The organism is Acinetobacter baylyi DSM 14961 = CIP 107474 (assembly GCF_000368685.1).
GTDB lineage: Bacteria > Pseudomonadota > Gammaproteobacteria > Pseudomonadales > Moraxellaceae > Acinetobacter > Acinetobacter baylyi.
In genome coordinates this window covers 397,126-411,421 of sequence record NZ_KB849628.1, presented here as the reverse complement: position 1 = coordinate 411,421, position 14,296 = coordinate 397,126, and the positions used below count along the sequence as shown (strand labels likewise).

The 14,296-nt window shown below is 39.3% G+C and carries 12 protein-coding genes and 1 pseudogene; 4 read left to right on the top strand and 9 right to left on the bottom strand.

Annotated elements, in window-relative coordinates:
• Positions 1–39 precede the first annotated feature (39 nt).
• The 3 genes from F952_RS11310 to F952_RS11300 all read left to right on the top strand — a co-directional run bounded on the left by F952_RS11310 (position 40) and on the right by F952_RS11300 (position 3,584).
• Positions 40–645: a LysE family translocator gene (locus F952_RS11310; protein WP_004927526.1), complete on the top strand. Its 606-nt coding sequence runs from the start codon at positions 40–42 to the stop codon at positions 643–645.
• A gap of 154 nt (positions 646–799) precedes the next feature.
• Entirely contained in the window at positions 800–3,016 is a 2,217-nt protein-coding gene (locus tag F952_RS11305) for a TonB-dependent receptor (RefSeq protein ID WP_004927524.1), read from the top strand.
• A gap of 157 nt (positions 3,017–3,173) precedes the next feature.
• The gene (locus F952_RS11300) at positions 3,174–3,584 is read left to right on the top strand and encodes an RcnB family protein (protein ID WP_004927521.1); all 411 of its coding nucleotides are present in this window, start codon (positions 3,174–3,176) and stop codon (positions 3,582–3,584) included.
• 67 nt (positions 3,585–3,651) lie between these two features.
• Here the strand turns inward: F952_RS11300 and dapC are convergent, their stop codons facing one another.
• From dapC to F952_RS11280, 4 genes are all read right to left on the bottom strand, one after another.
• Positions 3,652–4,821 carry a succinyldiaminopimelate transaminase gene (gene dapC / locus F952_RS11295; RefSeq protein WP_004927518.1) on the bottom strand — a complete coding sequence of 390 codons (1,170 nt, stop codon included), beginning with the start codon at positions 4,819–4,821 and terminating at the stop codon, positions 3,652–3,654.
• Between the two features lie 26 nt (positions 4,822–4,847).
• Entirely contained in the window at positions 4,848–7,514 is a 2,667-nt protein-coding gene (gene glnD / locus F952_RS11290) for a [protein-PII] uridylyltransferase (RefSeq protein WP_004927516.1), read from the bottom strand.
• A gap of 21 nt (positions 7,515–7,535) precedes the next feature.
• Positions 7,536–8,759 carry a formate-dependent phosphoribosylglycinamide formyltransferase gene (purT, locus tag F952_RS11285; protein ID WP_162937228.1) on the bottom strand — a complete coding sequence of 408 codons (1,224 nt, stop codon included), beginning with the start codon at positions 8,757–8,759 and terminating at the stop codon, positions 7,536–7,538.
• A gap of 140 nt (positions 8,760–8,899) precedes the next feature.
• Positions 8,900–9,289, bottom strand: coding sequence for a tautomerase family protein (locus tag F952_RS11280; protein ID WP_004927512.1), 390 nt, complete (start codon positions 9,287–9,289; stop codon positions 8,900–8,902).
• A 187-nt stretch (positions 9,290–9,476) separates the two neighbouring features.
• Here F952_RS11280 and F952_RS11275 point away from each other — a divergent pair, with 187 nt between their 5' ends.
• The gene (locus F952_RS11275) at positions 9,477–9,953 is read left to right on the top strand and encodes a hypothetical protein (RefSeq protein ID WP_004927510.1); all 477 of its coding nucleotides are present in this window, start codon (positions 9,477–9,479) and stop codon (positions 9,951–9,953) included.
• An 87-nt stretch (positions 9,954–10,040) separates the two neighbouring features.
• On the opposite strand, the pseudogene F952_RS17050 reads toward F952_RS11275, so the two are convergent.
• The 5 genes and pseudogenes from F952_RS17050 to F952_RS11250 all read right to left on the bottom strand — a co-directional run.
• Positions 10,041–10,238: pseudogene (locus F952_RS17050) on the bottom strand (hypothetical protein); the annotation flags it as partial.
• 358 nt (positions 10,239–10,596) lie between these two features.
• Positions 10,597–11,208, bottom strand: a complete 612-nt coding sequence (locus F952_RS11265; RefSeq protein WP_004927507.1) for a superoxide dismutase — start codon at positions 11,206–11,208, stop codon at positions 10,597–10,599.
• 166 nt (positions 11,209–11,374) lie between these two features.
• On the bottom strand, positions 11,375–12,466 hold the full coding sequence (gene ychF / locus F952_RS11260; RefSeq protein WP_004927506.1) for a redox-regulated ATPase YchF: 1,092 nt from the start codon (positions 12,464–12,466) through the stop codon (positions 11,375–11,377).
• A gap of 99 nt (positions 12,467–12,565) precedes the next feature.
• Complete coding sequence (locus tag F952_RS11255) at positions 12,566–13,225, bottom strand: methionine ABC transporter permease (RefSeq protein ID WP_004927502.1); 660 nt, start codon at positions 13,223–13,225, stop codon at positions 12,566–12,568.
• Positions 13,206–14,276, bottom strand: a complete 1,071-nt coding sequence (locus F952_RS11250) for a methionine ABC transporter ATP-binding protein (RefSeq protein WP_004927501.1) — start codon at positions 14,274–14,276, stop codon at positions 13,206–13,208. The genes F952_RS11255 and F952_RS11250 overlap by 20 nt, the downstream gene beginning before the upstream one ends.
• Positions 14,277–14,296: the final 20 nt, after the last annotated feature.

The window sequence follows — 14,296 nt, the reverse complement described above, 5'->3', positions numbered from 1 at the left end:
TTCTTATGCTCATGCTTTCATTTATAAGGGACGCCGAGCATGGAACTATTTGTTGCGATTGCAGTTACTCATTTTATTGCCTTACTTTCGCCAGGCCCAGATTTTTTTCTGATTTTAACGACCTTGATCAAATCAGATAAGCATGCTGCCGTCAGAGTTTGTTGCGGAATAGCGTTTGGAAATGCAGCCATTATTGCTTTCGTATTTATTGGATTACAACTACTGATCAGCAGCGACAAAAATGTGCTAATAGTCATCAAGTGGATCGGTATTTTATATTTACTCTATCTTTCTTGTTTATGCATCCGTTATGCCAAATCACCATTGAATTTGACACATGCAAATGACTCAAACATCTGCAAAGGAAAATTGCATTTAATCAAAGGTGTTCAATCCAGTATTTTTAATCCAAAAAATATATTATTTTACAGTAGCTTGAGTGTTTTAATTGCTGAAAAATTTAATTGGTATGAAAAACTTTCAATTTCAATCTGGATGGTGATTCTGGGTTGGAATCTGTTTCTGGTTCGTATTCTGACATTCAATAAGTCAATGCAGTTTTTACAACGGAATTCTTGTAGATTATATTATGTCTCAGGTGGGGCATTTTGCATCTTTTCAATACTTTTAATTGGTTATGCATGATTCTATTTTTTCAGGTTGAGGGTTTGTGCTCCAACAATCACAATCATTAGCAGCATGGTTAGAGAATATGAGAATGTATTTTATTTAATAATCATTCTTTTAATTATTATTATTCTCATTTAGTATTTGTGTAATTTCTCTCCCTGAGTCAGCTATGCGAAAAATCAAACCTTTGGTCATGCTCATGGCCTGTGTATCTGGTACGCAAATTATTCATGCTGAAGCACAAGCTTCACTAGATGAATCTCAACAAAACTCCACAACTGTCACAGTACTTGAAACCATCCGCGTGGTCGCAAGTGCAGATGCATCGGCAGATGGTCTCATGGAGGCTTATGCAGGAGGTCAGGTTGCATCGGGAGGGCGAATTGGTATTTTTGGAAATCAAAAAAATTTGGATACATCATTTAATTTGAGTAGCTACACCAATCAATACATCCAAGAGCGTCAAGCAAAGAGTGTTGGTGATGTACTTAAAGCCGATCCAAGTGTACGGGTGGGGCGTGGCTTTGGAAATTTTCAAGAAAATTATTATATTCGTGGTTTTAATCTTGGCTCAGATGATACTGCTTACAATGGTTTGTATTCTATTTTACCTCGTCAGTACATACCGACTGAACTGTTCGAACGTGTGGAATTATTGAAAGGCGCTTCTTCATTTTTAAATGGGGCGATGCCAAGTAGTGGTGGTATTGGGGGTGCAATAAATCTGTTGCCTAAACGTGCTGGAAATGAGCCTTTAAATCGTGTCACGTTAGGAACCGATTTTAATGGAGGGTATGTTGCTAGCGATGTAGCCCGACGTTTTGGAGAGGATCAACAGTTTGGTGTGCGAGTCAATACGGCTTATCATGGTGGTCATACCGCGGTTGATCATGAAAAAAATACGTTAGGTTTGACTGCGATAGGGCTAGACTATCGAGGTGGGCGTTTGCGTCTATCGGGCGATATGGGATATAGCAATAATAGACTAGAGGCGACTAGACCCAATGTAACATTAGGTGCTGCTATAACGAGTGTGCCTTCTGCGGTTAAAGCATCAAGTAATTATGCGCAAAAATGGACTTATTCAAATGAAGAAAATTATTTTGGAAGTTACCGTGCAGAATATGATCTGACTGATGCTGTTACTGCCTATGCAGCCTATGGTTTTCGTCATGGTGAAGAGCGTAATAGCTTAGCTAATCTTACACTGAGTAATGCAAGTACGGGTGATAGCACATTTTATCGGTTTGACAATGCTCGGGTAGATATGGTCAATACAGGAGAAATCGGTCTGCGTACCAAACTGAATACTGGCGACATATCGCATCAATTCGTACTTGCAGCATCGGCATTTCAATTGAATTCCCGTAATGCCTACATTATGGATTTTGCGAATCAATATACCAACAACTTATATATGCCAGTGCAATACGATCAGCCACTTGCAACATCGCCTGTATATTCTGGAAATGAGTTGAATTCACCCAAACTGACGACACGTACACGGTTAAGAAGTATTGCAATTGGAGACAACCTAAAGGCACTTGATGATCGACTTAATCTAATGTTTGGTGGGCGATATCAAACGATTATGCAAGATAATTATGCGTATAATAATGGGGAAAAAACCGCCTATGATGAAAGCAAATTTACACCAGTATTAGGTGTTTCATACAAGTTAACACCAGAAATTTCGGTGTATGGTAATTACATTGAGTCGTTGGCCAAGGGTTTAAGTAATACCAATAATGGCACCACAACTACATTAAAGCCATTTGTTGCAAAACAAAAAGAAATTGGAACAAAGTATGAAAATGGAACTTTCGGTGCAAGTTTGAGTCTATTTGATATCAACAAACAGCGTGCTGTTATTCAAAATCAGGTATTTAGTGATGCAGGTGAATATGTTCATCGAGGTGTTGAACTTAATGCTTATGGCAAACTTACCGATGCAATTACTGTATTAGGCGGTGCAACATGGATGCATGCTAAACAAGAAAATACTGGGTCGATTGCTTATGATTCAAAGGATGAGGTGGGTGTACCTAAGTTTCAGGCTAACATTGGAGCGGACTGGAAACTACCCATTGCAGCAGATATTTCGCTTAATGCCCAACTGGTTTATACCGGATCAAGTTATGCAAGCCTAGACAACACATTTAAGGTGAAAGACTGGACTACGCTCGATTTAGGGGCAATTTACAAAACTCAATTAGGGCAAACGCCAACCACATTTAATTTCAAAATCAATAATGTCTTTGATCAAAACTATTGGGCATCGGTAGGTTTGTACGACAATATCAATAGCAGTTCCAATACCAATAATGGTTATTTGGTTGCCGGATTGCCACGTACATTTATGCTCAGTGCAAGTTTTGATTTTTAAATGAGAATAGGCGGACATTTAAATGTTATTTCTCTAACTTGTAATGTGTAAAAATGTGTGTTTAGACACAAACGATAAACAAAGCAAAAAGATAGTCTTCATTTTCTTTTATGGTCTGAGCAGTAAGATGAATATACAAAATTTGCGAGGTTTAATCATGTTAACTAAAAAAATAGCAATTGCGTTTATTACATCAAGTTTACTTTTAAGTAGTGTGGCAAGTTTTGCTGCTCCGCCTGATGATCGTGATCCTGAAATGCGACATGCTGTACAAGGACCACAAGGCCCGAATGATATGAAACAGCATAGAATGGATGATCGTCGTGATGGACCTCAGGGAGGGCCAGCCCACGATAATGGTCCTCGTCCTCATTTAGATTGGAAAAAAGGTGATCGTGTTCCACGTGATTATCGCAGTAATTCCAAACACTATGTAAGTGACTGGAAGCGTCATGATCTACCTGCGCCGCCGCGTGGACATCGTTGGCTTAAGATTAATGGCGACTATGTTTTAGTGGCTATTGCAACAGGGATTATTGGTTCAATTGTTGTAGCGAATTCTCGATAATCCACTTAAATAGAGGCTCAGTTGAAACTGAGCCTTTATTTTCTACAAAACCAATTTATATGGGCTGTTAAAGAACTTTCTTCAAGCGTTGAACTACCTGTTCACATTGCGCCAGATCTGCGACCAATGCCATGCGCACGTGATTTTCACCTGGATTGCCTTGTTCTGTTTCACGTGATAAGTAGCGACCTGGTAGCACCTTAATATGTGCTTTTTCCATGAGCATTTTTGCAAAGGCTTCGTCATTATCCACGTGTAACCAGTAATAAAATCCAGCATCTGGTTTTTTTAGAGGAATCAACTGACCCAGTTCGGACTGGAACAAATTAAATTTAGCACGGTATTGCTGACGATTTTCTTCAACATGTGCTTCATCATTCCATGCAGCAATCGAAGCAAGTTGATGTTGTACAGGCATTGCAGCACCATGATAAGTACGGAACTTTAAATAAGGTTTTAAAAGTTCAGCATCACCTGCAACAAAGCCAGAACGCATACCTGGTAAGTTAGAGCGCTTGGATAATGAATGAAAAACGATACAGTTTTTATAATTATCGCGTCCGATTTCAGCACACACTTCTAATAAACCAACAGGTGCTTGATCAAACCATAATTCCGAATAGCACTCATCTGATGCGATCACAAAATTATATTGATCAGACAATTGAATTAATTTTTTAAGCTTTTCTTTCGAAAGTACAGCACCCGTTGGGTTGCCTGGAGTACACACAAAAAGTAATGCAGTCTTTTCCCATACTTCCGAAGGCACTGCATCAAAGTCACCTAAATAGTCATTCTCTGCGGTGCAATTGATAAAATAAGGTTTTGCACCCGCAAGTAAAGTTGCACCTTCATAAATCTGGTAAAAGGGATTTGGCATGACGACATAAGGTGCTTCGTCACGATTAATCAGTGCCTGTACAAAAGAGAAAATTCCTTCACGTGTGCCTGTAACTGGCAAGATGTGATCTTCGGAACTAATATGATTAAGCTGAAAACGCTGAGTTAACCATCTTGCAATACTTTCACGGAGTTCAGGTAAGCCCTTACTATTTGGATAAGTCGATAAGTGATTAAAATTATCAATGATGGCCTGTTTTACAAATTCTGGCGCAGGGTGCTTAGGTTCGCCAATAGAAAGGGGAATTAATGGCAAATCTGCTGGCGTGACATCTTTGAAAAGTACATTCAATTTTTCAAAAGGATAGGGATGTAAAAGAGACAAGCTTGAGTTCATTAAACAGTTACCAGTAACGAAAAGTATTAATGTTGACTAACAATTTGATTAGATGCTTCATCTAAAGCTAGCTTTAATTGAGCAGAAAAAATATGTGCTTCATCGGTGGTCATCGGTTGACCATCTTTTTTGGTGACAAAGAAAATATCTTCTGCGCGTTCACCCAGTGTAGCAATTTTAGCTGAATGGATATCCAGACCTTGCATCATAAATAATCCTCCAACTCTGGCCAGAAGCCCTGGTTGATCCAGTGTGGAAATCTCTACCATGTTTTGTTGTAACACAGGGTTTAAGGTAATATCGACGGTATTTTCAATATCAAAATGACGCAATTGACGCGGGATACGTCGTTGCATCAGACCTGGATATTTATCAGATTGACTGAGAGCTTTAATCAGTGCTTCTTTGACGGTGTGTTCACGTTCTGGGTCGGTGAGAAGCGTACCAAAGCGATCTAGAACCACATAGGTATCCAAGCTAAATGCCTTGGTTGCAGTAATAATACGTGCATCCTGAACATCAAGGTTCATCCGGTCCAGTACTGCAACAGTTGTGGCAAATAAATTGGGTTTATCTTGTGTATAGATAAAGATCTGTACGGCATCTTGGGCAGACTGACGATGCGCGCGTAATAACACGATTGGTGCTGGATTATCACCATGCTGTAAAATAGCACGGGTATGCCATGCAATTTCATCGGCAGATTCTTTCAGAAAATATTCATCACCGAGTTCTTGCCAGACCTTTTCTACGGCATCTAATGAGAATTCATTCACTAGAGTTTCACTTGCCGAAAATTTTGTATCTTCAATCAGCATTTGATAGTCGACAGGGCGGCCAAGTCCAGAGCGAATCACATCTCTAGAATAGGTATAAAGCTGACGCATTAAAGAGGCGCGCCATGTATTCCAAAGCTTTGGATTGGTGGCATTAATATCGGCAACAGTAAGTGTATACAGATAATCTAAATGTTCCATGTCGCCTAGTTTTTCGGCAAATTCTTTAATGACATCTGGATCAGAAATATCTTTCTTTTGAGCAGTTAAAGACATCAGTAAGTGATTATGAATTAACCATGCAACCAGCTTACATTCACGTTCAGTAAAACCGTGTGCACGACAAAATTCGATTGCATCTTCGGCGCCAAGTTCGCTGTGATCTCCGCCACGACCTTTGGCAATATCATGAAAAATTGCGGCTAGATAAACGATGTCACGACGTGCAAGACGCTGGAAAACTGAACTAACCACAGGGAAGTGCTGTGCAAATTCGGGCTCTTTGAAGCGATTTAAATTACGAATCAGTAATAAGGTATGAGCATCGACAGTATAGATGTGAAATAAATCATATTGCATGAGGCCCATAATTTGACCAAATGCTGGAATATAATTACCCAGAATACCGTAACGTTTCATATCAACGAGCGTGTCATATAAACGGTATGGTGAACGAATAATGGCCATAAATAAGGCTTGATGCGCTGGGTTGTCGCGAAACTCCTGATCAATCCTTTTTGCTGCCATAATCAGCAAACGTAATGTTCGAGCACGAATCCCTTCAATTTCAGGGTGGTTCGCAAGTAAATAAAATAGCTCTAAAATCGCGCTTGGATTTTCTGAGAAAACTTTATGATGCTGTACTGCTAATTTGCCGTCGACAAGCTTAAAATTTTCATTGATTTCTTCAATTTTACGTTCGTAGTTTGGCAAACGTGGTGTAATAACCGATTCGTTAAAATAAGCCAAAAGCATTTCATTCAGTGTTGAAACTTGCTGAGCAGTGCGATAGTAACGCTTCATAAACTGTTCAACTGCAAAATTTACAGGCTGGCCTTCAGCGCGGGTATAGCCGAATTTTGCTGCAATTTCACGCTGATGATCAAATAAAAGTCTATTTTCATCGCGCTTGCTTAAAAGATGCAAATGATGCCGAATTTCCCATAAAAAGCTTTCAGCTTCTTCGAGTACTTTTAATTCGTATTCTGTAATAAAACCCAGATGCACAAGATCATAAATACGATTGACTCTAAAATGGCGTTTTGCAATCCAGCCAATTTGGTTCATATCACGAATGCCGCCAGGCGCATTTTTGATATCTGGTTCTAAATTACTTTCGGTATTATTATGTTGAGCATGACGTTTTGCCTGCTCTTCCATTTTTGCATCAAAAAAGGTCTTGTCTGTCCAGGTTTGTGAAACAATTCGTCTCGGCCACTTTGCCAAATCAGGATTACCGGTAATCAGCCGCGACTCAATCAGTGTTGTCGCTACTGTTAAATCATTGGTGGCTTGTTCGACACAGTTTTGAATACTGCGTACACTGGTTCCTGGTTTAAAATTACCAACATCCCAAAGTGATGAAATAAACCCAGAGATTTGTTTTTCATGCTCTGGGCTAATGTCATTTTCAGATAAAATCATGATATCTACATCTGAGTAAGGCAGCATCTCGCGACGGCCATACCCACCCACAGCAAATAGTCCAAGATCAGATTGATCCAAGCCTGCATGTTTCCAAAGAAAAGTTAAGGCTTCATCAATCAGATTTGAACGTGCTAGAACAATATCCCGTATGGAGTAACCATTTTCATAAAACTCCTGTAACTGCTGCTCAACATCGGCGCGCCATTGATTAATTGCTTTAATATCTTGATGACTGGTGACGTAGTCGAGCAATGGTGAAGTTATAATCATAAAAATGGTCTCATACTCAGTTTATTGATTACTTGCAACAATAACTTGGACGTGTTCAGCGGCTTGGGTTGCTAATTCTCTAGCTTGATCGGTAGTTTCAGCTCGTGCAGTGGCTACGCCCATACGACGTCTTTTAAAGCCTTCTGGTTTTCCAAATAAACGTAGATCAGTTTCTGGATGCGCTAATGCTTGATTGAGCTGACTGAAACTGAGGTTGTCCGCATCTACACCCGCATAAATAACAGCACTTGCTGCCACGCTATGACGAGTTGTATTGACTGGTAAGCCTAGAATTGCGCGTGCATGAAGTTCAAATTCACTTTGAAATTGAGATGCTAAAGTCACTAAACCTGTGTCATGTGGGCGTGGAGAAACCTCACTAAACCACACGTGATCACCTTTGATGAAGAGTTCGACACCAAAAATACCACAACCACCCAGTGCCACAGTAACCTTATGTGCGATACGCTTTGCTTCTGTAAGTGCTGCATCTGTCATCGCTTGCGGTTGCCAGCTTTCAACATAATCACCAGCGTCTTGACGGTGGCCAATCGGATCACAATACTGAGTTTCAATTGCACCTGTTTCTGGGTTTTTAGCACGTACAGTAAGTAAAGTAATTTCAAAATCAAAATCAATTTGTGATTCAACAATTACCTTGCCTTGCTTCACACGCCCGCCAGTTTGTGCATAATCCCAAGCAGCATCAACTTCTTCAAAACTTTTGACACGTGACTGACCTTTACCAGAAGAAGACATTACAGGTTTTACAAAGTTTGGGTAACCAATGTCATCACACGCAGCTCGGAAGCTTTCTAAAGAGTCGGCAAAACGATATGCCGATGTTGGTAAACCAAGTTCTTCTGCAGCTAAGCGACGAATACCTTCACGATTCATCGTGAGATTTACAGCTTTGGCAGAAGGAATGACTGTGGCAAGTTTATTATTTTCAACTTCAATTAAAACTTCTGTGGCAATTGCTTCAATTTCTGGAACAATTAAATCAGGTTGAATGCTTTCAATCAGTTTTTTCAGCTCAACAGGATCTGCCATATTAAGCGTATATGAATAATGTGCAACTTGCATTGCTGGCGCATGATCGTAGCGATCTGCCGCATGAACTTCGACCCCAAGGCGCTGTAATGAAATGACGACCTCTTTTCCAAGCTCTCCCGAACCTAATAATAAAACTTTAAATGCAGAAGATTGAAGGGGAGTACCAATCGTGACGCTCATGCGAATCATCCATGCAAGAAGTAAGGTTCTTAAGCATAACAGAACTCTTGCATGAATTAAGCTTACATTCACATAAAAAAATGACTTTTGTTGTTTAATAAATAGTCTAATAGATTGAATGATTTAAGCAATAAACCTTATCAAAAGCTTTAAACGTTAATTTGATAATTCAAAGTCAAGTCATCTGCATTTTTGCCTCTAATTCCCCAATTTTCTTTGGGCGTTTCAAAAATAGTGATTTCAATATCTTGCTGAGAAATGTCAGTTTTATCTTCAATATAGTCATATATTTTTTTAATCAGTAACTTTTTGCTCTGGGTACTTCGACCAGTAAACATTGAGATTTCAATAATGGTATAAAAATGACTTCGGTCATTTGGATAAATATAATTGTCTTGTTCCATTACGATAAAGCGCTGAAAACATTTTTCTACAGGGTAGTGTAGTGCTTCGACGAGTGCTTGATGAATCGCATTTGAAAGTTGAGCCCTGTATTTTTGAATGGTGAGCTGATGTGCATAAATTTTAATCTGAGACATATTAGGCCTGGATACGTAACTGTAATTATGAAAAATAAGTGCTTGATAAAGTCAATGAAGTTATCCCCACAAGATAAAGTCTATTCAATGATTTCAACCGTATGCAAAGATCAATTTCAAACAGGCATTGAGTATTGAATCGGAATTTACTAGCATAGTGCCGAAATATTCAGACGGATAACCGTGGATGATCAACTCAACACTAAAATCTTCTGGTTTAACTGCATGCCTTTTTGTAAGTATATTATTGGTAGGTTGCAGTCATGACAACCAGACAAATACTCAAGAAAAGGTTGAAATCAAAGCTGCGCCAAAACTGACCAATGATGCAACGACCTATGCAAATGAAGCCTGGAAATTAATTAACCAGATCGATCATTATGTATACCAGAATCAGAAAGCAGATTTGGATGATAAAGTCCGTAAACCACTGCGTAAATTAAGCACAGACTGGCGGATTAACGTGAAAATGACGGATTCAGTGACAGAAGGAAAATACGCTTTATGTCGTAAAGCATTGACTTCACTGGATAGCTGGGCGCGTGAAACTCTGGATGGTAATAAAACTGCTGTAGAAAGAAAACTGGATTACGAGCGCGATAAAGCACAATGTAAAGATGCGATTGCAAATCCTAATTTAGGAAATACTGATCCAAAACGTTAAAAGAGTGTATTCATCTAAATTAAAAGCGAGATTATAATCTCGCTTTTTTGTTCACTTAGAACTTTAAGAATGTGTTGCTGATTTGGCCTTCGCTGCTTCTTTATCTGTTTTCATGGTCATTTTTTCTTTAGCGGGAGCGGGTTTACCTGCTACAGCAACACATTTTCCACCTTTGTGGTGTGGACCTGTTCCGCCTTGTAACTGAGTGCCTTTTGGACAAGCAAAGGCTGTTGCACTTAATAAAGCAAAAGAACCTGCTACAACTGCCATAGTAAGTTTTTTCATAATCAATCTTCTTGATGAGGCATAAGTACCTAACCTTTAGATTAATCTTAAAATGAAGCTCATAGAGGTAAAAAGTGTTTAAATATTGTTGATATAATTTTAATTATTTTTGTAATAAATCCATTTTTAATTTGTTGTTAAGTTTAATCAAGTCTAATTTTTTAGTTTAAAGAGGGCATTTTCATCCTTTAAAAAACCCTCTACAAAGAAGAATATATATGCTCATTGATTCTAAAAGAAGTGATATATCATCACCATTAATCCTCCCATTAAAATCAATAAACCAAGAAAAAAACGGAATAGATGAAAGAGAGGCATCTCGTAAAAACCCATTGTTGTATTCAAATCAAAGCTCTCTTTATCGAATCGCACCCAGATAACGACGATTAACTTCATGCCAGTCGACAACATTATAAAATGCAGCAATATATTCAGGACGACGGTTTTGATACTTCAAATAGTAGGCATGTTCCCATACATCCAGACCTAAAATAGGTGTGTTACCATGCATTAAAGGGGAGTCCTGATTACCACTACTTTCAACGATCAATTTTTTCTCTGGCGTTACGCTAAGCCATGCCCATCCACTGCCAAATCGACTAATCGCTGCTTTGGTAAAAGCATCTTTAAATGCATCAAACCCACTCAGTTCATTATTAATGGCATGTGCAACTTCATTGACAGGTTCACCACCGCCTTTTGGACTCATCACAGTCCAGAACAATGAATGATTAGCATGACCACCACCGTTATTGATCACAATATTTTTGATGTCGGCGGGAACCTCATCCACTTTGCTCACCAGTTTTTCTATAGTCAATTTTTCCCATTCAGTTCCCTCAATCGCGGCATTAATATTGTTGATATAGGTTTGATGATGCTTCGTGTGATGAATTTCCATGGTCTTAGCATCAATGTTCGGTTCAAGCGCATCATAAGCATAAGGAAGGGCAGGTAAAGAGTATGCCATAATGAATTTATCCTTTTTAAAGTTTGCAATATGTAGATCAATTCGAGTTTAGGAGAAGTTATAGATTATGTAAATATATTGATAATCATTATTATTATCTTTTTTATTTAATTTTTTGTATTTCTAATAAAAAAGCCAGCTTTCGCTGGCCTTTTTATTAAATTTTTTAAACGTTAAAGCGGAAATGCAGCACATCACCATCTTGAACCACGTAAGTTTTGCCTTCTAAGCGCCATTTACCTGCTTCTTTTGCACCTGCCTCGCCGTTGTATTGAACAAAGTCATCATATGCAACACATTCAGCGCGAATAAAGCCTTTCTCAAAATCGGTATGAATCACACCAGCAGCTTGTGGGGCAGTTGCACCTACTTTTACTGTCCAAGCACGAACTTCTTGCACGCCTGCAGTAAAGTATGTTTGTAAGCCAAGTAGCGCATAACCAGCACGGATCACGACGTTTAGGCCTGGTTCTTCCATTCCCATTGCTTCAAGAAACTCTGCACGATCTTCATCTTCCAGCAATGAAATTTCAGCTTCAATTTGGTTACAGAGTGGAACGACAATCGCATTTTCTTCGGCAGCTAATTTTTTTACAGCATCTAAATGTGGATTGTTTTCAAAACCGTCTTCTGCCACATTTGCAATATACATGGTTGGTTTTAACGTCATTAAACCAAAGCCACGAATCAATTTACGTTCATCATCGCTCAGGTCTGCTGCTCGTGCTGGTTTGCCTTCATCCAGTAATGGCTGAATTTTTTCCAATACGGCTTTGGTTGCTAAAGCTTCCTTATCACCACTTTTTGCAACTTTGGTCAAACGGAGAAGAGCTTTTGCGACAGTATCTAAATCGGCCAATGCAAGCTCAGTGTTGATGGTTGCGATATCATCAAGTGGATCGATTTTGCCATTCACGTGAATGACATTTTCATCTTCAAAACAACGTACCACGTGGGCAATCGCATCGGTTTCACGAATATTGGCAAGAAACTGGTTACCAAGACCTTCACCTTTCGATGCACCAGCCACCAGACCCGCAATATCCACAAATTCCATTGTGGTAGGTAAGATTCGCTGAGGTTTTACAATTGCTGCAAGTTTGTCTAAGCGTGCATCAGGTACAGGAACAATCCCAGTATTTGGCTCAATGGTACAAAATGGAAAGTTTTCTGCTGCAATCGCTGCTTTGGTCAATGCATTAAACAGAGTTGATTTACCAACGTTTGGCAGACCGACAATACCGCAATTAAAACCCATGAAATGACTCACAAAAAATGTAAATTAAAAATTGAGGCTGATTTTACATGAAAGCCATGACAAAGTCAGGTCATGGCATGGTGTGAATCATAAAGAAGTTTAGATTTTACGTTTATCGAGCTGATTTGAAAGTGTATCGCCCGTGGCTTGAATCAGCATAACCAGTACAATGAGGACCAAAATGACGGCAAACATCACGGTTAAATCAAAGCGCTGATAACCATATCGGTAGGCAATGTCGCCCAGCCCCCCTGCACCAATGGCACCTGCAATTGCTGAAGAGTTAATCATGGTGACAATGGTGACAGTAAAACCTGCAACAATGCCTGGCAGTGCTTCTGGGAGTAACACATGCCAAATGATTTGTTTACGGTTACAGCCCATGGCTTGTGCTGCTTCAATTAAACCCTGATCGACCTCACGTAAACTCACTTCTGCAATACGAGCAAAAAAAGGCGTAGCAGCGAGCGTGAGGGGAACCACTGCGGCCCAAACACCATAACTTGTTCCCACAATCCAGCGTGTGATGGGAATCAAAGCTACCATTAAAATTAAAAATGGAATGGAGCGTGTGATATTGATGATCCAGCCAATTGGCTGATTAATTTTTAAAGAAGGGTAAATTCCGTGTTCTGAGGTGCAGACTAGAATGACTGCTAAAGGCAGACCCATTAGAAAGGCTAGAAAAGCAGAAACGCCGACCATCAAAAGCGTATCGATGGTTCCTGTAATCAGTAAGTCAATGAGTTGGTCGTGCATAACCGATCACCTCGATATGATGAATAAATGGCAGAAGCTTTTGTTGTAGCGTATTAATATTCAAATCTAGTTTTGGGATTCCAATAATAAGATTTCCAATCAGATGTTGCTGAATCGTATCGATATGGCTTTGATATAAATATACGGGTGTATCAAAGCTGGATAAGATATTGTTTAAATCTGGCGAACGATGTGCTTCGCTTTGATACTTGATTCTAAGAATGCTATGAGTTGAGTTAGCATTAATTTCACGATGAAGATCAAAGGGAAGTTCGAGTTGCTCAAGGCTCAGTAATTCTTGAGTAATGGGCTGTACTGGATTGGAAAATACCGACCAGACTTGTCCAGACTCTACAATTTCACCATGATCAATCACTACGACCTGATCACAAATTTCCCGTATGACCTGCATTTCGTGAGTAATCAGTACAATGGTGATACCCAGTTCCTGATTAATTTGTTTAAGTAGATTTAAAATCACTGAAGTGCTTTCAGGATCCAAAGCGGATGTCGCTTCATCACATAATAATATTTCTGGATGATGCACCAGTGCTCTGGCGATGCCAACACGTTGCTTTTGTCCACCAGAAAGTTGAGCAGGATATTGATCTGCTTTATGAGCAAGACCAACCAAAGAAAGTACTTCATCGACACGATTTTTGATTTCTGCTTTGTCATATCCAGAAACTTTTAGTGGAAGTGCGACATTTTCCCAGACGGTTTTAGCAGACATTAAATTGAAGTGCTGGAAAATCATGCCAATTCGCTGGCGTAATTTAATCAGGTGATCATGATCCAGTGTCGTTAGCTCATTTTGATAAATCTTGATGGATCCTGAACTCGGATGTTCAAGTCCATTCAGTGTGCGAATTAAAGAAGACTTTCCAGCACCGCTTTTTCCGATAATCCCTAAAATTTTACCTTCAGGAATATCTAGATCAATATCTTTAAGAGCATGAACATGCTGCCCTTGACTGGCATAGGTTTTATTTAATGCGCGGATCTGAATGTGCGGAACTGAAAAATCTGTGTGTGAACCAAAACTGACCATATGACTCTCCTTATTTTAGT